The 20354-nt window shown below is 68.9% G+C and carries 22 protein-coding genes and 1 pseudogene; 11 read left to right on the plus strand and 12 right to left on the minus strand.

What is annotated here, in order from left to right:
* Positions 1-5 precede the first annotated feature (5 nt).
* Both AC2YHJ_RS22945 and AC2YHJ_RS22950 read right to left on the minus strand, forming a co-directional pair.
* The gene (locus tag AC2YHJ_RS22945) at positions 6-500 is read right to left on the minus strand and encodes a hypothetical protein (protein ID WP_487398507.1); all 495 of its coding nucleotides are present in this window, start codon (positions 498-500) and stop codon (positions 6-8) included.
* 8 nt (positions 501-508) lie between these two features.
* Positions 509-1423, minus strand: coding sequence for an SDR family NAD(P)-dependent oxidoreductase (locus tag AC2YHJ_RS22950; RefSeq protein WP_487398508.1), 915 nt, complete (start codon positions 1421-1423; stop codon positions 509-511).
* A 151-nt stretch (positions 1424-1574) separates the two neighbouring features.
* Here AC2YHJ_RS22950 and AC2YHJ_RS22955 point away from each other — a divergent pair, with 151 nt between their 5' ends.
* Entirely contained in the window at positions 1575-2879 is a 1305-nt protein-coding gene (locus tag AC2YHJ_RS22955; RefSeq protein WP_487398509.1) for a class I SAM-dependent methyltransferase, read from the plus strand.
* Entirely contained in the window at positions 2876-3325 is a 450-nt protein-coding gene (locus AC2YHJ_RS22960) for an N-acetyltransferase family protein (protein WP_487398510.1), read from the plus strand. The genes AC2YHJ_RS22955 and AC2YHJ_RS22960 overlap by 4 nt, the downstream gene beginning before the upstream one ends.
* Before the next feature lie 6 nt (positions 3326-3331).
* Here AC2YHJ_RS22960 and AC2YHJ_RS22965 read toward each other — a convergent pair whose 3' ends face one another.
* Positions 3332-4216 carry an alpha/beta fold hydrolase gene (locus AC2YHJ_RS22965; protein WP_487398511.1) on the minus strand — a complete coding sequence of 295 codons (885 nt, stop codon included), beginning with the start codon at positions 4214-4216 and terminating at the stop codon, positions 3332-3334.
* 134 nt (positions 4217-4350) lie between these two features.
* Here AC2YHJ_RS22965 and AC2YHJ_RS22970 point away from each other — a divergent pair, with 134 nt between their 5' ends.
* The 8 genes from AC2YHJ_RS22970 to AC2YHJ_RS23005 are packed head-to-tail and all read left to right on the plus strand — an operon-like array spanning position 4351 to position 10814.
* Positions 4351-4797: an SUF system Fe-S cluster assembly regulator gene (locus tag AC2YHJ_RS22970; RefSeq protein WP_487398512.1), complete on the plus strand. Its 447-nt coding sequence runs from the start codon at positions 4351-4353 to the stop codon at positions 4795-4797.
* A gap of 13 nt (positions 4798-4810) precedes the next feature.
* Positions 4811-6307 (plus strand): Fe-S cluster assembly protein SufB, encoded by a 1497-nt coding sequence (gene sufB, locus AC2YHJ_RS22975; protein ID WP_487398513.1) that lies wholly within the window; start codon positions 4811-4813, stop codon positions 6305-6307.
* A 1-nt stretch (position 6308) separates the two neighbouring features.
* Positions 6309-7055: a Fe-S cluster assembly ATPase SufC gene (gene sufC, locus AC2YHJ_RS22980; protein ID WP_487398514.1), complete on the plus strand. Its 747-nt coding sequence runs from the start codon at positions 6309-6311 to the stop codon at positions 7053-7055.
* On the plus strand, positions 7052-8344 hold the full coding sequence (gene sufD / locus AC2YHJ_RS22985; RefSeq protein ID WP_487398515.1) for a Fe-S cluster assembly protein SufD: 1293 nt from the start codon (positions 7052-7054) through the stop codon (positions 8342-8344). The genes sufC and sufD overlap by 4 nt, the downstream gene beginning before the upstream one ends.
* Entirely contained in the window at positions 8344-9591 is a 1248-nt protein-coding gene (locus AC2YHJ_RS22990) for an aminotransferase class V-fold PLP-dependent enzyme (RefSeq protein ID WP_487398529.1), read from the plus strand. Before sufD ends, AC2YHJ_RS22990 begins: the two co-directional genes overlap by 1 nt.
* Positions 9588-10061, plus strand: coding sequence for a Fe-S cluster assembly sulfur transfer protein SufU (gene sufU / locus AC2YHJ_RS22995; protein ID WP_487398516.1), 474 nt, complete (start codon positions 9588-9590; stop codon positions 10059-10061). The genes AC2YHJ_RS22990 and sufU overlap by 4 nt, the downstream gene beginning before the upstream one ends.
* On the plus strand, positions 10054-10437 hold the full coding sequence (locus AC2YHJ_RS23000; RefSeq protein WP_487398517.1) for an SUF system Fe-S cluster assembly protein: 384 nt from the start codon (positions 10054-10056) through the stop codon (positions 10435-10437). The genes sufU and AC2YHJ_RS23000 overlap by 8 nt, the downstream gene beginning before the upstream one ends.
* An 8-nt stretch (positions 10438-10445) precedes the next feature.
* Complete coding sequence (locus AC2YHJ_RS23005; RefSeq protein WP_487398518.1) at positions 10446-10814, plus strand: HesB/IscA family protein; 369 nt, start codon at positions 10446-10448, stop codon at positions 10812-10814.
* Between the two features lie 137 nt (positions 10815-10951).
* Here AC2YHJ_RS23005 and AC2YHJ_RS23010 read toward each other — a convergent pair whose 3' ends face one another.
* The 5 genes from AC2YHJ_RS23010 to AC2YHJ_RS23030 all read right to left on the minus strand — a co-directional run bounded on the left by AC2YHJ_RS23010 (position 10952) and on the right by AC2YHJ_RS23030 (position 15758).
* Positions 10952-12094: an ABC transporter permease gene (locus AC2YHJ_RS23010; protein ID WP_487398519.1), complete on the minus strand. Its 1143-nt coding sequence runs from the start codon at positions 12092-12094 to the stop codon at positions 10952-10954.
* The gene (locus tag AC2YHJ_RS23015; protein ID WP_487398520.1) at positions 12091-13032 is read right to left on the minus strand and encodes an ABC transporter ATP-binding protein; all 942 of its coding nucleotides are present in this window, start codon (positions 13030-13032) and stop codon (positions 12091-12093) included. The genes AC2YHJ_RS23010 and AC2YHJ_RS23015 overlap by 4 nt, the downstream gene beginning before the upstream one ends.
* On the minus strand, positions 13029-13979 hold the full coding sequence (locus AC2YHJ_RS23020) for an HlyD family secretion protein (RefSeq protein WP_487398521.1): 951 nt from the start codon (positions 13977-13979) through the stop codon (positions 13029-13031). The genes AC2YHJ_RS23015 and AC2YHJ_RS23020 overlap by 4 nt, the downstream gene beginning before the upstream one ends.
* A complete protein-coding gene (locus AC2YHJ_RS23025; protein WP_487398522.1) occupies positions 13976-14605 on the minus strand; it encodes a TetR/AcrR family transcriptional regulator in 630 nt (209 codons plus the stop codon). Before AC2YHJ_RS23025 ends, AC2YHJ_RS23020 begins: the two co-directional genes overlap by 4 nt.
* A 175-nt stretch (positions 14606-14780) precedes the next feature.
* Positions 14781-15758: an MBL fold metallo-hydrolase gene (locus AC2YHJ_RS23030; RefSeq protein WP_487398523.1), complete on the minus strand. Its 978-nt coding sequence runs from the start codon at positions 15756-15758 to the stop codon at positions 14781-14783.
* A 154-nt stretch (positions 15759-15912) separates the two neighbouring features.
* Here AC2YHJ_RS23030 and AC2YHJ_RS23035 point away from each other — a divergent pair, with 154 nt between their 5' ends.
* Positions 15913-16962 carry an FkbM family methyltransferase gene (locus AC2YHJ_RS23035; protein ID WP_487398524.1) on the plus strand — a complete coding sequence of 350 codons (1050 nt, stop codon included), beginning with the start codon at positions 15913-15915 and terminating at the stop codon, positions 16960-16962.
* On the opposite strand, the gene AC2YHJ_RS23040 is transcribed toward AC2YHJ_RS23035, so the two are convergent.
* From AC2YHJ_RS23040 to AC2YHJ_RS23055, 4 genes and pseudogenes are all read right to left on the minus strand, one after another.
* Positions 16935-18227 (minus strand): class I SAM-dependent RNA methyltransferase, encoded by a 1293-nt coding sequence (locus AC2YHJ_RS23040; protein ID WP_487398525.1) that lies wholly within the window; start codon positions 18225-18227, stop codon positions 16935-16937. The two genes, AC2YHJ_RS23035 and AC2YHJ_RS23040, sit on opposite strands and share 28 nt — an antisense overlap.
* A 55-nt stretch (positions 18228-18282) precedes the next feature.
* Positions 18283-18717 carry a DUF2721 domain-containing protein gene (locus AC2YHJ_RS23045; RefSeq protein ID WP_487398526.1) on the minus strand — a complete coding sequence of 145 codons (435 nt, stop codon included), beginning with the start codon at positions 18715-18717 and terminating at the stop codon, positions 18283-18285.
* Positions 18718-18732: 15 nt separating this feature from the next.
* Positions 18733-19929: an acyl-CoA dehydrogenase gene (locus AC2YHJ_RS23050; protein WP_487398527.1), complete on the minus strand. Its 1197-nt coding sequence runs from the start codon at positions 19927-19929 to the stop codon at positions 18733-18735.
* Between the two features lie 92 nt (positions 19930-20021).
* A pseudogene (locus AC2YHJ_RS23055) lies at positions 20022-20354 on the minus strand (DEAD/DEAH box helicase); the annotation flags it as partial.

A 20354-nucleotide genomic window follows, 5' to 3' on the forward strand; every position in this document is an offset into this window, starting at 1 on the left:
CCGGTTCAGCTCGGGCCCTGCGCGACGCAGTCCTCGGGCGGCGCTACGGGCGGGGCGACATGGATGGCGAGGAAGGCGGGCATTGGCGCATCGGCCGGCAGAAGGGCGAGGTCGTGATCGTGCAGCGAGATGCCGCCCGCCGCGATGCGTTGTCGCGTTGCGCTGCGGGCGAGCAATTCGCGTGTCGGGCGCAGCACCGCCGCGCGGCTGCCAGTCGGCAGGCCCGGCAGGTCGCCGAACAGCACCACGGCTTCCGGTCGTGCCCAGGGCATGTTGGCCGGCAGGCGTTCGAGATGCCGGGCGATGGGCGCGAAGACGCAGGGCGCGGCGCGCAGCGGCGCTTCGAGCGCGGCGGTCGGCGGCATGCGCTGCACGGCGTCCAGCACCACCGGCAGCACGCTGGCCGCCGGCGGCGTGACGGTCACGAAGGGCGCCGGGACGTCCTGCGACGCGGCGGGCCAGGCGATGGCGCAAAGCGCCAGGGCCAGCACCCGCCGCATCGGGATCCTCAGATCGGATCCCAGGAGAACACGTCGCCCGAGCGCTCGAGCTTCGAGAAGCCCTGTGCCAGCGAGGGCAGCGCGTATTCGGCGATCGCTTCCGGCGTCCAGCCGTTCTCGCGGTGCACCGACTTGATCGGGCGGATCTGGCTATAGACGAACAGCTCGTTCATGCGCGGGGAGAAGATCTGCCCGGTCACGTCCTTCGCCGCGTCGGACGCCAGGAACACCGCCAGCGGTGCGTTCTTGTCCGGCGTCATCTGCATGATGCGCTCGACGCGGCGCTTCTGCTCCGGCGTCTCGGCCGGGATGGTGCCGGTCATGCGCGACCAGGCGAAGGGCGCGATGCAATTCGACCGCACGCCGAAACGCGCCATGTCGAGCGCGATCGACTTCGACAGCCCGACGATGCCGAGCTTCGCCGCGGAGTAGTTCGCCTGGCCGAAGTTGCCGATCAGGCCCGAGGTCGAGGACATGTGCACATAGGCGCCGGATTGCTGCTGGCGGAAATGCGTGGCCGCGGCGCGGGAGACGTAGAAGGAGCCATTGAGATGGACCGCGATCACCGCGTCCCATTCCTCGGGCGTCATGCGGTGGAAGATCTGGTCACGCAGGATGCCGGCGTTGTTCACGACGATGTCGATGCGGCCGAAATGGTCCATCGCCGCCTGCACGATCTTCTGCGCCGAGGCCCAGGTGGCCACGCTTTCGGCCGAGATCTCGGAGGTGCCGCCGTTCTGGGCGATGATCGCCTTGGTCTGCTGCGCCGGGGTGGCGTCCTGGCCCTCGCCGGAGACGGAGGCGCCGACGTCGTTGATGATGACCTTCGCGCCCTGCTTGGCCATCATGATGGCGATTTCGCGCCCGATGCCGTTGCCGGCCCCCGTGACGATCGCAACCTTGCCCTCGAGCATGTTCGGCATACGGCGTTCCCTCCTAGGTCCTTAGCCACCTAACCTTCTAGACCCGGCCCCGCGGGCCGTGAAGCCGCCCCGCGGGGCCCATGCGCCGGGTTGCCGCCCGGGGCGGCGGGCCTTAGAGCGGGCGCAAGCATGACAGGCAGGAGCAAGGTGCATGGGCAGGGATGATCGCCGGGTCGCGGCGCTGCGCCGCCTTGCCGAACATATCGCGACGATCGCGCCGCTCGATGTCTCGATCCGGCTTTGGGATGGGACGGTGCTGCCGCTGGGTCCGGGGGCGGATGGGACATTGCTCCTCGTCATCGCGACCCCGGCCGCGCTGACGCGTCTGGTGCGCCGCCCGCGCCTGACCACGGTGGTGGAACTGATCGCCGAGGGAGCGGTGGACCTTGAAGGCGGCACGCTGCTCGACCTGTCGGCGCGGCTCGGCGGCGGGTCCACGCGCGGCATCGCGAAGCGGCTCGACAAGATGCTCGCCGCGCGCGCGCTGCTGCCCTTCCTGTTTGGGCCCGGCAGCGGCGGCGACGGGCATGCCTATGGCGGCAGCCAGGCCGCGAAGCATGGGCAGGGGCGCGACGACAAGGCGCTCGTGCAGTTCCACTACGACCTGTCCAACGACTTCTACGCGCTCTTCCTCGACCCCGAGATGGTCTATTCCTGCGCCTATTTCCCGGATTGGGAGGCCGACATCGCCACGGCCCAGAAGGCCAAGCTGGAGATGATCTGCCGCAAGCTGCGCCTGAAGCCCGGGGAGCACATGCTCGACATCGGCTGCGGCTGGGGTGGCCTTGTCTGCCATGCGGCGCAGCATCACGGGGTGCGTGCCCACGGTGTGACGTTGTCCCAGGCACAACATGATTTCGCGGTGGAGAAGGTGAAGCGCCTCGGCCTCGAGGATCGCGTTACCGTCGAATTGCGCGACTTCCGCAGCCTGGAGGGCGTCGAGTTCGACAAGATCGCCTCGATCGGCATGTTCGAGCATGTCGGGCTGGAGAACCGCGGCGGCTATTTCCAGCAGATCCGCGGATTGCTGCGCCCGCGCGGCATCTACCTGCACCACGCCATCACGCGCCCGATGAAGAAGACCGAACGCGACTTCCGCAAGAAGCGCCCGGAATACAGCGCCATCATCAACTACGTTTTCCCGGGCAGTGAGTTGGACCATATCGGCGGCACGGTCGATGCGCTGGAAGCCGGTGGCTTCGAGGTGCATGACGTCGAAGGCTGGCGCGAGCATTACGGCCGCACCTGCCGGCTGTGGACCGAACGCCTTTTCGCGAACCGCGCCGCTGCGGAAGCGGAGGTCGGCGCGGCCAAGACGCGGCTGTGGCTGCTCTATCTCGCCGGCGTCTGCCTGGGCTTCGAGCGCGGGACCATCGGCATCTTCCAGACCGTCGCGACGAAGCGCGCGCGCGGCACCTCCTTCATGCCGCCGACCCGTGGGGACCTTTACGCATGAGCGAGACCGTCTTCCGCAGCGCCATGGCGGGCGACCTGCCGGCCATCGTCGCGCTGCTTGCCGACGATGTGCTGGGCGCGGCGCGGGAACGCCCAGGCGATCCCGCCTATGATGCGGCCTTTGCCGCCATCGCGGCGGACGCCAATCAGTTGCTCGCGGTGGCCGATCTGGACGGGCGCATCGTCGGCTGTCTGCAGATCAGCTTCATCCCGGGCATCTCCCATCGCGGCGCCTGGCGCGGCCAGATCGAGAGCGTGCGCATCGGCGCCGACCAGCGCGGCAGCGGCCTCGGCCGGCGGATGATGGACTGGTCGATCGAGCAATGCCGGGCGCGGGGCTGCCGGCTGGTGCAGTTGACCACCGACAAGTCCCGGGCCGATGCGCGGCGCTTCTATGAATCCCTTGGCTTCGTCGCGAGCCATGAGGGCATGAAGCGCGTGCTCTGACCGGCGCTACGGCTTCGCGGCGATGATCGACCCGCTCTGGCTTTCCGGGATGCGGTTGCGCCAGGCTCCGGCTTCGACCTGCGTCACGAAGTCCAGCACCGCCCGATTGAAGGCATCGGGATGTTCGAGGTTCATGGTGTGCCCCGCCTTGGGCATCACCAGCAGCGCGCTGGTCGGGATGGTGCGCTTCAGAAACAGCGCCGGTTCCAGCGTCGGGTCGTCCTCATCGCCGGCGATCACCAGCGTCGGCGTGGTGTAGGCCTTGAAGCCCTCCGCCAGGTCGAACAGGGAGGGGCGCTCGCGCTGCACGCCCTGCATGGTCAGCGCCGAGCCTTCCGTCGAATGCTCGCAAAGCTGGGTGCGGAATTCGGCATAACCGCGCGGGTCGGTCTCCTCGAACACCAGCCGGGTCGGGCCGCGGCTGTAGGATTTGCCGAATTCCGCCATGGTTTCGGCGCGGATGCGTGCGATGGCGGCGTCGGTCTCGGCGCGGAACTGGTCGCGCTTGCCGGGGGCGGCGCCATAGCCGACGCCCGCGGCGACCAGGCTGCGCGCCAGGCTCGGATGCCGCAGCCCGAGATGCAGCGTCGCGAAGGCGCCCATCGACAGCCCGACCACATGGGCCGGCGCCAGATCCAGGGCCTTGATCACCGCCGCGATGTCATCCGTGGCCCGGTCCTGGGAATAGGCCTTGGGGTCGGACGGCACGGCCGACGGCGGATAGCCCCGTGCATTGAAGGCGACGCAGCGGTAACGGCGGGCGAAGAAACGCAACTGCGGCTCCCAGGACCGGCTGTCGCCGGCGAATTCATGCACGAAAACCATCGGGATGCCGGACCCAGCCTCCTCGTAATGGAGGTCCACGCCATCATCGGTACGAAACGTCGGCATGCGGTCGGTTCCCTGTGGATTCGGCCCAGGATGCGAGCCGTTCTCAGCCACGTCCAGGCGCCTTGACTTCGGCAGGTGGCGGGCGCATCTGCAAACCGTACCAATCGGGTACTGATTGCCGGAGGGCAACGGCCGTGTTGCGGCTGTCCAAGTTGACCGACTACGCCGTGGTGGTGCTGACCCGGCTGGAGGATGCCGAGGATGGCGGCGTGCTGACCGCGCCCGGCCTTGCCGCCGCCACGGGTCTTGGCGAGCCCACCGTGTCCAAGGTGCTGAAGACGCTGGCCCATGCCGGGCTGGTCGAGGGGCGCCGCGGTGCGGCGGGGGGCTATCGCCTGACCCGCCCCCTGGCCGAGATGCCATTGACCGAGGTGATCGCGGCGATAGACGGCCCCATCGCGCTGACGGCCTGTGTGGACAACGCCGCCGGCTGTTGCGAGACGGAAGGCCGCTGCCCGGTGCGCGGGCGCTGGGATCCCGTGAACGATGCCATCCGCCGGGCGCTGTCCGGCATTTCCATTGCCGACCTTGCGGGCGTGCCGGCCATCGTGCCGCACCCCGAAGTTGTGGCTGCCGAGTAGGGCGGAGAAGAGAATGCCTGCCGTCACCGAGACGATCGAGACCGTCCAGTCCGTCACCGAGTCCACCTACAAGTGGGGCTTCGAGACGGATATCGAGATGGAGTTCGCCCCCAAGGGGCTGAACGAGGATATCGTCCGCTTCATCAGCGCGAAGAAGAATGAGCCGGAATGGCTGCTGGAATGGCGCCTGCGCGCCTTCGCGGCCTGGAAGGCCATGGAGGAACCGCGCTGGGCGGCGGTGAAGTACCCGCCGATCGACTATCAGGACGCGCATTACTACGCCGCGCCGAAGACCAAGGTCGCGCCGAAGTCGCTGGACGAGGTCGATCCCGAGCTACTGAAGACCTATGCCAAGCTCGGCATCCCGCTGCGCGAGCAGGAGGTCCTGGCTGGCGTCGAGGGTGCGGGCACCGTCCCGGCCGAAGGGCGCATGCCGATCGCCGTCGATGCGGTGTTCGACAGCGTGTCCGTCGCGACCTCCTACAAGGAGCGTCTCGGCAAGGAAGGCATCATCTTCTGCTCGATCAGCGAGGCGGTGCAGGAGCACCCTGAGCTTGTGCGGAAGTACCTCGGCACGGTGGTGCCGCAGGGCGACAATTTCTTCGCCGCGCTGAACAGCGCCGTCTTCACCGACGGGTCCTTCGTCTACATCCCGAAGGGCGTGCGCTGCCCGATGGAGCTGTCCACCTATTTCCGCATCAATGCGAAATCCACCGGACAGTTCGAGCGCACGCTGATCATCGCTGATGCGGGGTCCTACGTCTCGTATCTGGAGGGCTGCACGGCCCCGATGCGGGACGAAAACCAGCTCCATGCCGCGGTGGTCGAACTGGTCGCGATGGAAGACGCGACGATCAAGTATTCCACCGTGCAGAACTGGTACCCCGGCGACGCCGAGGGCAAGGGCGGCATCTACAACTTCGTCACCAAGCGCGGCGCCTGCCGTGGTGCGCGGTCCAAGATCTCCTGGACGCAGGTGGAGACGGGGTCGGCGATCACCTGGAAGTACCCCTCCTGCATCCTCCAGGGCGAGGACAGCGTGGGCGAGTTCTATTCGGTCGCCATCACCAACAACTACCAGCAGGCCGATACCGGCACGAAGATGTTCCACATCGGCCCGCGCACCAAGTCGACCATCGTGTCGAAGGGCATCAGCGCCGGGCATGGGCAGAACACCTATCGCGGCCTGGTGCGCATCGGCGCCAAGGCCGCCGGCGCGCGCAACTTCACGCAATGCGACAGCCTGCTGATCGGCGATCTGTGTGGTGCGCATACGGTCCCCTACATCGAGAACCGCTGCGTCTCCGCCAAGGTGGAGCATGAGGCGACCACCAGCCGCATCGCCGAGGACCAGCTGTTCTACTGCCGCCAGCGCGGGCTGACGCAGGAAGAAGCGGTGGGCCTGATCGTGAACGGCTTCTGCCGCGAGGTGCTCAAGGAACTGCCGATGGAATTCGCGGTGGAAGCGCAGAAGCTGTTGCAGATTTCGCTCGAAGGGAGCGTTGGTTGATATGTTGCGTATCGAAGGACTGACGGCCGAAATCGACGGCAAGGAGATCCTGAAGGGGATCGACCTCGAAGTGCCGACCGGCCAGGTGCACGCCATCATGGGCCCGAACGGATCGGGCAAGTCCACGCTGTCCTATGTGCTGTCCGGGCGCGAGGGCTATGAGGTGACGGGCGGGACCGCAACGCTGAACGGCATCGATATCCTGGCGATGGAACCCGAGGAACGCGCGGCGTCCGGCCTGTTCCTCGCCTTCCAGTACCCGGTGGAACTGCCCGGCGTGGGCAATGCCACCTTCCTGCGTACCGCGCTGAATGCGCTGCGCCGCGCGAAGGGGGAGAGCGAGCTCGATGCCATGCAGTTCCTCAAGCTGGCGCGCGAGCGGATGAAGGCGCTGTCGATGCCCGAGGACATGCTGAAGCGCGGCGTCAATGTCGGCTTCTCCGGCGGCGAGAAGAAGCGCAACGAGATCTTGCAGATGGCGCTGTTGCAGCCATCCATGGCGATCCTGGACGAGACAGATTCCGGCCTCGACATCGATGCGCTGAAGATCGTCGCCGATGGCGTGAACGCGATGCGCGGGCCAGGCTTCTCCGCGCTCGTCATCACGCATTACCAGCGTCTGCTCGACTACATCGTGCCGGACCGCGTCCATGTGCTGATGGGTGGCCGCATCGTGAAGTCGGGCGGCCCGGAGCTGGCGCAGGAGCTGGAGGCGCAGGGCTACGGCGCCGTCCAGGCCGCGGCATGACCGCCGCCGTGCCCGCGGGTGCGGCCGGTTTCCTCGCCCGCTACGAAGGGCTGAAGGACCACCTGCCCGGTGCCCGCAAGCCGTGGCTGAACACGTTGCGCGCCGATGCCGCGGTGCATTTCGCCGCGCGCGGCTTCCCTACGCGCCGTGTCGAGCAGTGGAAGTACACCGACCTCGCCCCCATCGCGCAGGCGCATTTCGCCGAGCCGCTGACCATGGTGGAAGGCGCACTCGCTTTGCCGGTGGCCAATGCGCCGCATCGCGCTGTCTTCGTCGATGGCCGGTTCCGCGCCGACCTGTCCTCGCTGGGCGGCCTGCCCTTCCGTGCCGGCGGCTTGGCGCGTGACCTGGCGGAGGCGGAACCCTATCTCGGCTCCCTCGCCAAGCCGGAGAACGAGCCGCTCGCCGCGCTGAACACCATGCTGTTCGAGGACGGGCTGTTCCTCGACGTGCCGGACGGCGTCGATGGCGGGCTGCTGGAACTGGTCTCGATCGCGGTCGATCCCGGCCGGCCTTTCGCCTTCCATCCGCGGCACCTGTTCCGCCTCGGCGCTGGCGCGCGGCTGACGCTGATCGAAACGGCGACCGGCCGCGGCCAGTGCCTGCACAACCCGGTCTTCGAGATCGAGGTCGCCGAGGGTGCGACGCTGACCCATGGCCGCCTGCTGCAGGAGGAAGCGACCGTCTTCCACCTGTCCACCATCTACGCGACCATCGCGGCGGCTGGCACCTACGACAACTTCACCGTCGCCGCCGGCCCGCGCCTGACGCGCAACGAGATCCATGCGGCGCTGACCGGCCCGAAGGCCGCCTGCCACATGAACGGGGCGCAGATGGCCTCCGACGGGCAGCATGTGGACACCACCACGGCGCTTGATCACGCAGCACCCGATTGCGCCAGCCGCCAGACCTACAAGACGGTGCTGACCGGCCGCGCCCGTGGTGTCTTCCAGGGCAAGATCCTGGTGCGGCGGGAAGCACAGAAGACCGACGGCTACCAGATGAACCAGGCGCTGCTGCTGTCGGAGGAAGCCGAGATCGACAGCAAGCCGCAGCTTGAGATCTACGCCGACGACGTGAAGTGCAGCCATGGTGCGACGGTCGGCGCGCTCGACGCTGACAGCCTGTTCTATCTGCGCACCCGTGGCATCCCGGAAAGCGAGGCGAAGGCCATGCTGGTCGAAGCCTTCCTGCATGAGGTGGTGGAGACAGTGTCCGACGAGACGCTGCGCGGGGCGCTGACCCGCGCGCTCGATGCCTGGTGGGAACGCCAGGGGGCGGCTGCGTGATGGATACGCTGGCGCCCCCGACTTTCGACGTCGCGCGCATCCGGCAGGATTTCCCTATCCTGTCGCAGCCGCAGGCGCGCGGGCGGCCGCTGGTCTTCCTCGATTCCGGTGCTTCGGCCCAGAAGCCGCGCGCCGTGATCGACGCCATGGTCCGCTGCATGGAAACGGCCTACGCCAATGTCCATCGTGGCGCTTATCGGCTGTCCGAGCTGGCGACCAATTCCTACGAGGCGGCGCGCGAGGCGACCGCGCGCTTCCTCAATGCCGCCGATACGCGCGAGATCGTCTTCACCCGCAACAGCACCGAGGCGATGAACCTCGTCGCCCATGCCTGGGGCCGTGGCGTGATGAAGCCGGGCCAGGCGGTGCTGATCTCGGAGCTGGAGCACCACGCCAACATTGTCCCGTGGCAGATGCTGCGCGACGACAAGGGCAACGAGCTGCGCGTCTGCCGCGTGACCGATGGCGGCGAGCTTGACATGGACGACCTCGAGGCGAAGCTCGCCGATGGCAAGGTCGGCCTCGTCGCGATTGCGCATATGTCGAATGTGCTCGGCACGGTCACGCCGGTCGAACGCATCGTCGCCATGGCGCATGCCCATGGTGCGAAGGTGCTGCTGGACGGGTCCCAGGCCGCGGTGCATCGGCGCGTCGATGTCCAGGCGATCGGTTGCGACTTCTACTGCTTCACCGGCCACAAGCTGTATGGACCGACCGGCATCGGCGTGCTGTGGGCGAAGCTGGAGCATCTCGACCGCATGCCGCCGATGCTCGGCGGCGGCGACATGATCTCCTCCGTCACCTTCGAGAAGTCGGAATGGGCGCCGGTGCCCGCGAAGTTCGAGGCCGGCACGCCCGCGATCATCGAGGCGGTCGGCCTGCATGCCGCCATTGACTACGTCACCGCCATCGGCATGCCGGCGATCGAGGCGCATGAACGCACGCTGGTCGATCACGCGACGACCCGCCTCGCAGGCGTGCCCGGCGTGACGCTGCTGGGCCATGCGCAGGATCGCGGGGGCGTCTTCGCCTTCACGCTGGATGCGGCGCATCCGCACGACCTCGCGACGCTGCTCGACCGCGCCGGCATTGCCGTGCGCGCTGGCCGCCACTGCGCCGAACCGCTGCATGCCCGCTTCGGATTGGAGAACGGCACGACGCGCGCTTCCTTCGGGCTCTACACGACGAAGGACGAGATCGACCTCCTCGCCCAGGCGCTGACCGAGGCGCGGGAGTTCTTCAAATGAGCGGCCTGTTCGACGATCTGCGCGACCTGTACCAGGAGGTGATCCTCGATCACGGTCGCAAGCCGCGGAACTTCCGCCGGCTGGAGGATTCGACGGCGACCGCGCGCGGCGACAACCCGATGTGCGGCGACCGGATCGAACTGTTCATCAAGCGCGCGCCGGACGGCACCATCGCGGATGCCGCCTTCCAGGGCCGCGGCTGCGCCATCTCCACCGCCTCTGCGTCCCTGATGACGGAGACGGTGAAGGGCAAGACGGCCGCGCAGGCCAAGGATCTCGGTGCCAAGTTCCGCGAGTTGGCGATGACCGGCGCCTGCCCCGATTGCGGCGCCGAGTTCGTGGATGAGATGGAGCGCCTGGCACCGCTGTCGGGCGTGCACGAGTTTCCGTCCCGTGTGAAATGCGCGACGCTGGCCTGGCACACGCTGAACGCCGCGCTCGACGGGACCAAGGAGGCGAGCAGTGAGTGAGGACGCCACCATCAATCCCCCCGAGACCCGCGCCGCCTGGACGCCGGACGGGGAGGTGAGGCCGCCTGCGCCCAAGGTCAGCGAGGACGCCGTGATCGGCGCCATCTCCACCGTCTATGACCCGGAGATCCCGGTCGACATCTACCAGCTTGGCCTGGTCTACGCGATCGAGATCGAGGACGACGGCCGCGTGAAGGTCGAGATGACGCTGACCACACCGGCCTGTCCTTCCGCGCAGGAACTGCCGAGCCAGGTCGAGGAAGCCGTCCGCGCCGTCGAGGGCGTGACCGATGTGCAGGTCGAGGTCGTGTGGGATCCGCCCTGGGATCAGTCGCGCATGAGCGAAGACGCCCGCCTCGCACTCAACATGTTTTGAGGCCAAGGATGAGTACCACCATCGACGCCCCGCGCGCCAGGCGCGCCCTGCCGCCGCTGATGACGCTGACCGATGGCGCCGCGGAGCGGCTTCGCGCGCTCTATGCGAAGGGTGAGCACGGCAAGCTGCTGCGCATCGCCGTCAAGACGAAGGGTTGTTCCGGCCTCTCCTACGACCTGTCCTGGACCGATGAGGCCGCGCCGTCCGACGAAGTCATCACCGACAAGGGGGTGACGGTGCTGATCGACCGCAAGGCGACATTGTTCCTCATCGGCACGGTGATGGATTACGAGGTGAAGGCGATGACCTCGGGCTTCACCTTCACCAATCCGAACGAAAAGGGCCGCTGCGGCTGCGGCGAGAGCTTCCACGTCTGACGGCATGACGTCGCGGGGGTGGGTCTGAAGCCCGGCCCGCGATGGCAATCCGGCTTGGCGCCCGTGTCGCCGCCGTAGCCTCTACGGAAGCGACGTCGAAGGGGTTGCGCGCCGCGCGATGGATGGCGGCGACCGCATCAGTCCAGAGTCTGCCGGTAGCGGGCCAGCGCCAGGACCGAGACGATGCCCAGGAAGGCCAGCATCGGCCAGATATCTGCCCAGGTGTCGGCAAGCGCATTGCCCTTCAGCATCACGCCGCGCACCACGCGCAGGAAATGGGTCAGCGGCACGGCTTCCCCGATCACCTGCGCCCAGGCCGGCATCCCGCGGAAGGGGAACATGAAGCCGGACATCAGGATGGAGGGCAGGAAGAAGAAGAAGCTCATCTGCATCGCCTGCAGCTGGTTCCGCGCCACGGTCGAGAACAGGAAGCCCACCGCCAGGTTCGCGACGATGAAGATGAGCAGCCCTGCGACCAGCACGCCGGGCTGGCCCACCATGGGCACGCTGAACAGGGTCGTCGCCGCGCCCAGGATGACCAGCACCTGCACCGCCCCGATCACGATGAAGGGCGCGAGCTTGCCGATCATCACCTCGGTCGGGCGCACGGGCATGGCGAGCAGGTTCTCCATCGTCCCGCGCTCGCGTTCCCGCGTCACGGCGAGCGCGGTCATGATGATCATGGTCATGGTCAGGATGGTGCCCATCAGGCCGGGCACGATGTTGTACTGGCTGAGCCCTTCCGGGTTGTAGCGACGCTGCACGCGCAGATCGACCGGCGCGGCGCCCTGGCGCAGGGATTCGAGCGGACCTTCAAGCAGCGGCGCCAGGGCGGCATCGACGATGCGGTCGAGTGCCCCGAGGCCGTTGCCGGTCGCCGCCGGGTCCGTCGCATCAGCCATGAGCAGCAGGGCAGGGCGATCGCCGCGCATCAGGTTGCGCCCGAAGTCGGCCGGGATCTCGACCGCGAACTGCACCGCGCCGCGCGCCAGCATGCGGTCCAGTTCCGCCGCATCCTCCGCGACGGTCGTCACGCGGAAATAGGTGCTCGTCTGAAGCCCCGAGACGATGGCCCGGCTGAAGGTGGAATTGTCGAGGCTGAGCACGGCGGTCGGCAGGTTGCGTGGGTCGGAGTTGATGGCGTAGCCGAACAGCAGAAGCTGCAGCAGCGGGATGCCGACCATCATCGCGAAGGTCATGCGGTCGCGCCGCATCTGGATGAATTCCTTCACCACCATCGCGACCAGGCGGTGCCAGGCAAAGTGTGGGCCGTTCCTCATCGCCGGGGTGCCCCGGCGGTGTCCGGTGCCATCGTCATCAGGTGGATGAAGGCATCCTCGAGGGAAGGTTCCGAGCGGGTCCAGCTGAGGTCAGGCTCGGCGCGAAAGGGCCCGATCGCGGTAGCCAGCGCCGCGGCGTCCGCGCCGCTGACATGCAGGGTGGCGCCGAAGGGCGCGACCATCTCGACCCCGCGCTGCCCGGCGAGGTCCCGCGCCAGCGCGCCGATCCGTCGTTCGGGACCGCTGACATGCCAGGTCGTGAGGCCCGAATGCCGTACCACTTCCTCGACCGAGCCGACCGCGAGCAGCTTGCCGTAGGCGAGGTAGGCGATGCGATGGCAGCGTTCCGCCTCATCCATGTAGTGGGTGCTGACCAGTACGGTCATGCCGCCTTCCGCGAGGGCGTGGATCTCGTCCCAGAATTCGCGGCGGGCCTTGGGATCGACGCCGGCGGTCGGTTCGTCGAGCAGCAGCAGCTTGGGTTCGTGCAGCACGCAGGCGGCGAGTGCGAGGCGCTGCTTCCACCCGCCCGAGAGCGTGCCCGCGAGCTGCCCGCTGCGTGAGGCGAGGCCGAGGCGCTCCAACGCCGCGTCCACCGCCGCGCGCCGCCGCGCCAGGCCGTAGAGGCGCGCGACGAAGTCGAGATTCTCGCGGATCGTCAGGTCTTCGTAGAGGCTGAAGCGCTGCGTCATGTAGCCGACGCGGCGCTTGATCTCCCAGGAATCGGTCAGGATGTCGCGGCCGAGGCAGGTGCCGGTCCCGCCATCGGGCACCAGCAGGCCGCAGAGCATACGGATGGTCGTCGTCTTGCCGCTGCCATTGGGGCCAAGGAAGCCGTGGATCTGCCCGCGCGCGACGTCGAGGTCGAAGTCATCCACCACGACCCGGTCGCCGAAGCGCTTCGTCAGGCCGCGCACCGAGATGGCGGGCGCCGTCATGGCCGTGCCCTCACGGTGACGGGTTGGCCCGGGGTGGGGGCGCCGGGCACCTCGGCGACGACGGCCTCCATGCGCCAGACCAGCTTCGCGCTGGTCTCCCGGCTGTAGATGACCGGCGGCGTGTATTCGGCCTCCTGCGCCACGCGACTGATGCGCGCGGTCAGGCCCTGCGGGCAGCCGGTGCAGGAGAGCGCCACCGTGTCGTCCGGGCGGAACTCGGCGCGGCGCGCCTCGGGTACGAAGAAGACGACCTTGATCCGGGCCGGGGGCAGCAGGCTGATGACCGTGCCGCTGGCCGGCACCCATTCGCCGGGCCGGCGCAGCACGTCGTCGATGATGCCCGCAGCCGGGCTTGCGACGCGGCGCTGGGAGAGATGCCATTCGGCCTGCACCAGCGCGGCGCGGGCGGCCTCGACGGCGGCCTGGGCGGCGGTGACGCGGTCCTCGCGTGCGGGCAGGCGGGCGGTGGCCAGGTCGGCGCGGATGCGGTCGTGCTGCGCCTCGGCTTGGCGCGCAGCCGCGCGCGCCTGGTCGAACGCCTGTTCCGAGGCGACACGGCTGCGGATGAGTTGCTCCTGCCGACGGAGCTGGATGCGCGCGAGGTCAAGCGTCGCCTCGGCCTCGATGAGCCGCGCCTCGATCGAGGCGATCTCCTCCGGCCTGGCGCCCTTGAGCAGGTCTGCGAGGTCGCTCTCGGCCTGCGCAAGTGTCGCGCGCGCCTGGGCGACGGCAGCGCGCTGGAGATCGTCCTCAAGGGTGAAGAGTGGCGCGCCGGCCGCGACCTGTGCGCCCCTGGCGACATCCACGGCGATGACCCAGCCGCCTTCCGGCGCGGCGATGCGCAGGTAGTCAGCATCGACATAGCCCTGGAAGGCATCCCGGGCCGGCGGGTCGTCGCAGCCGGCGGCAAGGACGAGGGCCAGGACCAGGATGGCGAGCCTTCTCATGACACCTTCTCCGGCGCGATCGCACGCAGGAACATCTCCAGATGCTGGGTCAGCAGCGTCTCGGGCGGCAGTGTGTCGGTCTCGATGGGCGCGAAGGTCGTCCGCCAGAGCGCGGCGAAGATCATCGGCGCCATGAAGAGGCGCGCGGTCACATCCGGGTCGAGGCGACGGAACTCGCCCGCTGCCATGCCGCCTTCGAGGATGCCCGAAACGAGCGCGAGGCCACGGCTGATCACCTCCTGCCGATAGAAGCGCGCGAGGTCGGGGAAGTTGCCGGCCTCGGCGAGCACCAGCTTGGGCAGCGCCGCCAGCCTGTCATCGGAGGCGATCTGCACGGCGGCGGCGGCGAGCAGGCGCAGCCGCTCGGTTGCCGAGCCAGCGTTGGCGGCCATGACGGCCTGCATGCCTTCGATGCGCGGGATCAGGTTGGTGCGGACCAGCGCTTCGAAGACCAGCTCCTTGGACGGGTAGTAGAGGTAGATCGTGCCCTTGGAGACGCCGGCGCGGGCGGCGATGTCCTCCATCCGTGTGGCTGCGAAGCCCTTGGCGCGGAATGTGTCGAGGGCGGCGTCGAGGAGTTCGGCGGGACGCGCATCCTTGCGTCGCCTGCGCGGGGGGGATTGCATCGGACCCATCTAATGACTGACCGGATAGTCATTAAGTAAGTGAAAGTAGCAGCGTCAAGGGTCCTGGCCGCCTCCAATCCGGAGCGCGCGTCGTGCATTGGGGCGGCGGGGCGCACCAAGGGCCGGGTTCGGCAGATCGACCGGCCAGGCTGCGCGGGCCCGGCCGGTACTGCGTTCAGACCGCGCTGGACCAGTCGGCCAGGACGAAGCGGAAGCCGTTGCCGGCCTTGGCGACATAGCCATTGGCCGGGAAGGGGAAGTGATAGCCGGTGACGCGGATGCGGTCTGTCGCCACCATGTCGAGCACGCGGCGCCGCGTCGCTGCCGCCGCATCGCCGTCGAAGTCGAAGACGATCTGCCACTCCGGATTGGGCATCATGATCCCGGGGTGATTGGTTATGTCGGCGAGGAAGATCATCTGCGCGTCGCCATCGGCGATGCGGAAGATGGTGTGGCCCGGCGTGTGGCCCGGCGCCGCGATGGCGGTGACGCCGGGGATGACTTCCGCCCCGGCCTGGAACGGCGTCACCCGGCCCTGATAGGGCGCGAAGCGCCGGGCCACATTGGCGAAGTTCGCCCGCTGGTTCTCCGGGCTGCGGGTCTCGTTGCCCGCTTCAGTCCACCAGGCCCATTCGGAGGCCGGCACCAGCACCTGCGCGTTGGGGAAGGCGCGCCCACCTTCGGCATTCAGCAGCCCGTTCACATGGTCGCCATGGAAATGGCTGTGGATCACATGGGTCACGCGGGCCGGGTCGATGCCCGCCGCGGCCATGTTGGCGATCATCCTTCCTGCCGTGGCGCCGGCTGGGGTGACGCCATTGCCGGTGTCGAAGACGGCGAGCGTGTCCCCGCGCTGCACGAAGGTGATGGTGAAGAAAATGACCTGGCGGTCCGTTGGCAGGAAGGCGGCCGAAGCCGCCGCCTGGACCTCGGGCAGCGGCGCATTGCGCACGAAGCCTTCCAGCGGCCGGGCGCCGAACCCGTCATGGACGGTCGTGACGACGGCGCCGCCGACGCGGAACCGATAGAAGCCGGGCGCCTGGGCCGGGGCGGCAGGCGCGGCGGGGGCTTGGGCGGCGGCATTGCGGAGGACCACAGGCCCCGCGATCAATCCACCGGCTGCGACAAAGGCGTGACGGCGATTCATGATCATGTGCTGTCATCCTGCTGTGAGCCGGAGGACAGCATGGGGCTTCGCAGACGGCAATCAAGTCCCGCCTTGTCATCGGATGGGTTGCCATGCGCCCCGGGTGGTGGGATTTTGAGACAGGGCAGACCACGCAAATCATATGGTCCAAGGATTGCCGGTGCCGAAGGATAACCCGCCCGTTACGATGCAACCGGTCGAGGCGCCCCGCGTGGGCGTCGTGCCACGCTTCCTGTCCTGGCTTTTCGCCACGGCTCCGCGGCAGGGCCGCCGGGCCATCCATGGAACGCATGAGGAACTGTTCCGCATGCGCGGCGAGCTCGCCGTGCTGCGCGCGACCCTCGAAGCCGTGCGTGCCGAGGTCGGCCGTCGCGACCTCGCGACCCTGGAGGAGCTGCTCCGCACCGGCAATCGGCGCGAGATCGAGGCGCTGATCCGCGACCGCACCCAGACCGTCTCGCTGCCCGATGGCAGCGTGCTGTGCCGCGCGCTCGGCCGCTTCAAGATGTTCACCGACGCGACGGATGCCGGCATCGCGCCGCATCTGCTGCTCGACGGGTATTGGCAGTACTGGGTGACGGAATTCGTCTGCCGCAACGTCGCGCGCGGGGAGACCGCCTACGACGTCGGCGCGATCTACGGCTACTGGAGCCTCGTCCTCGCCGACCTGGTCGGCAGCGAGGGCCGCGTCGTGGCGCTCGAGGCCAATCCCTGGCTGCATTGGCTGCTGCGGCGCAACGTGCAGGTGAACGGCCTCGGCGGCATCATCTCGACCGAGCGGCTGGCGGCGGCCGAGGCGGCGCATGCCTCGATCAGCGTGCCGGCCCTGCTGGTGGGGCCGTCGGACAGCGCCTTCGCCGGCGTCTTCACCATGGAAGCCGGCCGTGCCCACTGCACGACGCCGGCCAAGGCGTTGCAGGAGATCGAACCGGGCAGCGTGGATTTCCTGCGCATCGGCGTGGCCGCCCAGGCCGACCGCGTCGTCGCGGGAATGGACGGGCTGATCGACCGCAGTCCCGGCCTGCGCGTCCTGCTCGACTTCGACGCCAATCGCTGTGCCGAGGCGCCGGCGATGTTGCAGGCGCTGGCGGCCCGTTTCCCGCTGCGCTTCATCGACGGCGATTCCCTGGCGAAGCCCTGCACGGTCGAGGACCTGCTCGAGCGCCGCCGCGTGACCACGCTCTACCTGTCGCGCATCGAACCGCGCTGAGGCGCGCGGGTGAAGGCCACCACCGCCTCCAACTGCGCAGAATGGACGAACTGGTCGATCGGCGTCGCCGCGGCCAGCGCCCAGCCCGCCTGGGCGAAGGCCCGCGCGTCGCGCGACAGCGCCGCGGGGTTGCACGACACATAGACCACCGCCGGCACGGTGCTGCGGGCCAGCAAGGGCACCTGTTCCGCCGCGCCACCGAAGGGCGGGTCCAGCACCACGGCGGCGAAGGGGCTGAGCTCGGCGGCGGTCAGCGGCTGGCGCACCAGGTCGCGGCGCGTCGCGGTGACCGGCACGCCCGCGCGGCCCGCGGCGGTGGCGAGCGCGGTGACGGCGGCCGCGTCGCTCTCGAACGCCGTCACGCGCCCGCGTGCGGCGAGCGGGATGGACAGGGTGCCGAGCCCCGCATGCAGGTCAGCGATGCGCCCGCGCCCGGCCAGCTTCGCCGGCAGGGCGCCCAGCACGGCGGCGATGATCGCCGCCTCACCTTCGGGACTGGCCTGAAGGAAGGCGCCCGGAGCGGGGGCGAGCTCGGCTCCGGACAGTGCAATCGCCACTGGCCCGGTCTGCGCCGCGATCTCGGGTGTGCCATCCTTCAGCGCCCAGGCGATGCGAGGGATGCCGGCCTGCTGCGCGAAGCCGGCGAGGGCGACGCGCTCGGCCGGGGAGAGGGGGCCATCGGTGCGCAGCACCAGATCCGGTCCGGTATCCAGCAGGTTCACGACCACCGAACCATCGCGCCGCAGCGCGGCCAGGCGGCGCAGCATCTCCCGCAACGGGGCGATCAGTGCCGTGATGCGCGGGTCCAGCACCGCGCAGCCGGCGAGATCCAGGATCTGCGCACTGCCGGCCATGTGGAAGCCAAGCACGACGCCGCCCGCGCCGCGTCGCACCGCGAAATCCGCGCGCCTACGGTGGCCGGGCCGGGTGCTTACCGTCTCGGCCACGGCCGCGTCGCGATAGCCGGCGCGCGACAGCGCATCGCGCAGGCGGTCGCGCTTCCAGCCCGCCTGCGCGGCCGGGGACCAGTGCTGCACGGCGCAGCCGCCGCAACCTTCGGTGAAATGGGTGCAGGGCGGCGCCACCCGGTCGGGGGACGGGGTGACGATCGCCTCGACCACCGCTGCATGGCCGTCGCCGCGCCGGCCCGACAAACGCACGTCAACGACGTCGCCGGGCAGGGTGCGTGGAATGAAGACGGGGCCATCCGGGGTGCGGGCGATGCCATCGCCGCCCGCGCCCATGGCATTGATCGTCAGACGCATGATGTCGCGGGCCTCGATGGCGGAAGTGGACAGCGGTGACGCGGCGCAGACCGCGTCACTCGTCCGAGTAGAGGGACAGGCTGCTGGAGCTGACCAGCACCTCGACCAGGAAGAAGGAGAGCCCCGCGGTCAGCATTAGCATGGCGCCGACCAGGAGGCCGGCCACGTGCAGCCCGGCGGTCACGCCGGCCAGCGGTTCGAGGAAGCCAGCGATCACGAGCACGCACAGCAACACCCCGGTGACGATGTTGCAGGTGATGGCGCGGTAGAGCAGCCGAGCCCGACGGGCGAGGCGCCGCCGTTCGATCGGCGGCGCGTTGCCCTCGCGCTTCATCTCGTCGCGGACCTCGCTGAGGCGCTGAAGGCGGTTGGTCAGCAGCGTCAGCAGGGCGAAGACGCCGCCGAGCAGGAAGGCGGGCGCGATGGCCAGCTGCAGGGTCCGCTCGATCGTCAGGAGATCGTGCCCCGTCAGCATGACACCGTCGCCCACCCGCGCCGGGCCTTTTCAGCCGCCGAAGGCGTTCAGCCCGGTCTGCGCACGGCCGAGGATCAGCGCATGCACGTCGTGCGTCCCCTCGTAGGTGTTGACCGTCTCGAGGTTCATGACGTGGCGGATCACGTGGTACTCGTCCACGATCCCGTTGCCGCCATGCATGTCACGCGCGACGCGCGCGATGTCGAGCGCCTTGCCGCAATTGTTGCGCTTCACCAGGGAGATCATCTCCGGCGCCGCCTTGTGCTCGTCGAACAGCCGGCCGACGCGCAGCACGGCGTGCAGGCCGAGCGTGATCTCGGTCTGCATGTCCGCGAGCTTCTTCTGGATGAGCTGCGTCGCCGCCAGCGGCTTGCCGAACATCTTGCGGTTCATCGTGTAGTCACGCGCGCGGTGCCAGCAATCCTCGGCGGCGCCAAGCGCGCCCCAGGCGATGCCGTAGCGCGCGCGGTTGAGGCACTGGAACGGACCGGCAAGGGACTTCACCCCCGGCAGGCGGTTCTCCTCCGGCACGAAGACCTCATCCATCATGATCATGCCGGTGACCGACGCACGCAGCGAGAACTTGCCCTCGATCTTGGGGAAGGACAGGCCCTTCATGCCGCGTTCGAGCACGAAGCCGCGCAGCACGCCTTCATCATCCTTCGCCCAGACCACCGCGACATCGGCGATCGGGGAATTGGTGATCCAGGTCTTGGAGCCCGACAGCAGGTAGCCGCCATCGACCTTCTTCGCCCGCGTGCGCATGGAATTGGGGTCGGACCCCGCGTCGGGCTCGGTCAGGCCGAAGCAGCCGACCCACTCGCCGGTGCGCAGCTTCGGCAGGTACTTGTCCTTCTGCGCCTCCGACCCGAAGGCGTGGATCGGGAACATCACCAGCGAGGACTGCACGGAGAACGCCGAGCGATAGCCGGAATCGACGCGCTCCACCTCGCGCGCCATCAGCCCGTAGGCGACGTAGCCGACGCCCGCGCAGCCATGGCTGTCGAGCGTCGCGCCGAGGAAGCCCATCTCGCCGAATTCATTCATGATCTCGCGATGGAAGTGTTCCTTGCGGAAGGCTTCCTGGACGCGGGGCAGCAGCTTTTCCTGGCAGAAGTCGCGCGCACTGTCGCGGATCAGGCGCTCGTCCTCGGTCAGTGCTTCATCGAGCAGCAGCGGGTCGTCCCAGACGAACTGCGCGCGGGCGGGCTTGGTGACGACGTTCATGGCGAGTCCTCCGGCAATCGGCCGGCAGGATGGAATCCGTCCGGCGCTCGGGCAATGGTGACGGCCGGGTGCCAACAGCACCCGGCCAGGTGTCAGGCGGCTTCGGTCTCGGGTGCGCTGTCGGCGATCGGGGCCTCGACGGGCTTTTCGGCCCGCGGACGCGGCAGCGGGATCAGCATGAAGGCCGGCACGGCATCGCCGAAGCCCTTCACCGCCGGGCCGAGATCCTCCTGGCGGTAGCGACGCTCACCACGCGGCTCGCGGTCCCGGTCGCGCTCACGGCGGGGCTCGCGTTCGCCGCGGGCGGCTTCGGCCGTCTCGCGCTCGATCCGCGCGCTGCGCTCGGCACGTTCACCGCGTTCGGCGCGGTCACCACGCTCGGGGCGCTCGCTCCGCTCGCGGCGGGGGCGGGCCTCCTCGGCAAC

This window comes from Roseomonas sp. SRI_022, from assembly GCF_057586215.1.

Coding starts and splice junctions, on each gene's coding strand:
- AC2YHJ_RS23010 (WP_487398519.1), bottom strand. CDS start 12,094: ATGAGGAACGGCCCACACTTTGCCTGGCACCGCCTGGTCGCGATGGTG.
- AC2YHJ_RS23015 (WP_487398520.1), bottom strand. CDS start 13,032: ATGACGGCGCCCGCCATCTCGGTGCGCGGCCTGACGAAGCGCTTCGGC.
- AC2YHJ_RS22990 (WP_487398529.1), top strand. CDS start 8,344: ATGGATACGCTGGCGCCCCCGACTTTCGACGTCGCGCGCATCCGGCAG.
- sufC (WP_487398514.1), top strand. CDS start 6,309: ATGTTGCGTATCGAAGGACTGACGGCCGAAATCGACGGCAAGGAGATC.
- AC2YHJ_RS23005 (WP_487398518.1), top strand. CDS start 10,446: ATGAGTACCACCATCGACGCCCCGCGCGCCAGGCGCGCCCTGCCGCCG.
- AC2YHJ_RS22965 (WP_487398511.1), bottom strand. CDS start 4,216: ATGCCGACGTTTCGTACCGATGATGGCGTGGACCTCCATTACGAGGAG.
- sufD (WP_487398515.1), top strand. CDS start 7,052: ATGACCGCCGCCGTGCCCGCGGGTGCGGCCGGTTTCCTCGCCCGCTAC.
- AC2YHJ_RS23025 (WP_487398522.1), bottom strand. CDS start 14,605: ATGCAATCCCCCCCGCGCAGGCGACGCAAGGATGCGCGTCCCGCCGAA.
- sufB (WP_487398513.1), top strand. CDS start 4,811: ATGCCTGCCGTCACCGAGACGATCGAGACCGTCCAGTCCGTCACCGAG.
- AC2YHJ_RS22945 (WP_487398507.1), bottom strand. CDS start 500: ATGCGGCGGGTGCTGGCCCTGGCGCTTTGCGCCATCGCCTGGCCCGCC.
- sufU (WP_487398516.1), top strand. CDS start 9,588: ATGAGCGGCCTGTTCGACGATCTGCGCGACCTGTACCAGGAGGTGATC.
- AC2YHJ_RS22955 (WP_487398509.1), top strand. CDS start 1,575: ATGGGCAGGGATGATCGCCGGGTCGCGGCGCTGCGCCGCCTTGCCGAA.
- AC2YHJ_RS23040 (WP_487398525.1), bottom strand. CDS start 18,227: ATGCGTCTGACGATCAATGCCATGGGCGCGGGCGGCGATGGCATCGCC.
- AC2YHJ_RS22950 (WP_487398508.1), bottom strand. CDS start 1,423: ATGCCGAACATGCTCGAGGGCAAGGTTGCGATCGTCACGGGGGCCGGC.
- AC2YHJ_RS23030 (WP_487398523.1), bottom strand. CDS start 15,758: ATGATCATGAATCGCCGTCACGCCTTTGTCGCAGCCGGTGGATTGATC.
- AC2YHJ_RS23020 (WP_487398521.1), bottom strand. CDS start 13,979: ATGAGAAGGCTCGCCATCCTGGTCCTGGCCCTCGTCCTTGCCGCCGGC.
- AC2YHJ_RS22960 (WP_487398510.1), top strand. CDS start 2,876: ATGAGCGAGACCGTCTTCCGCAGCGCCATGGCGGGCGACCTGCCGGCC.
- AC2YHJ_RS23050 (WP_487398527.1), bottom strand. CDS start 19,929: ATGAACGTCGTCACCAAGCCCGCCCGCGCGCAGTTCGTCTGGGACGAC.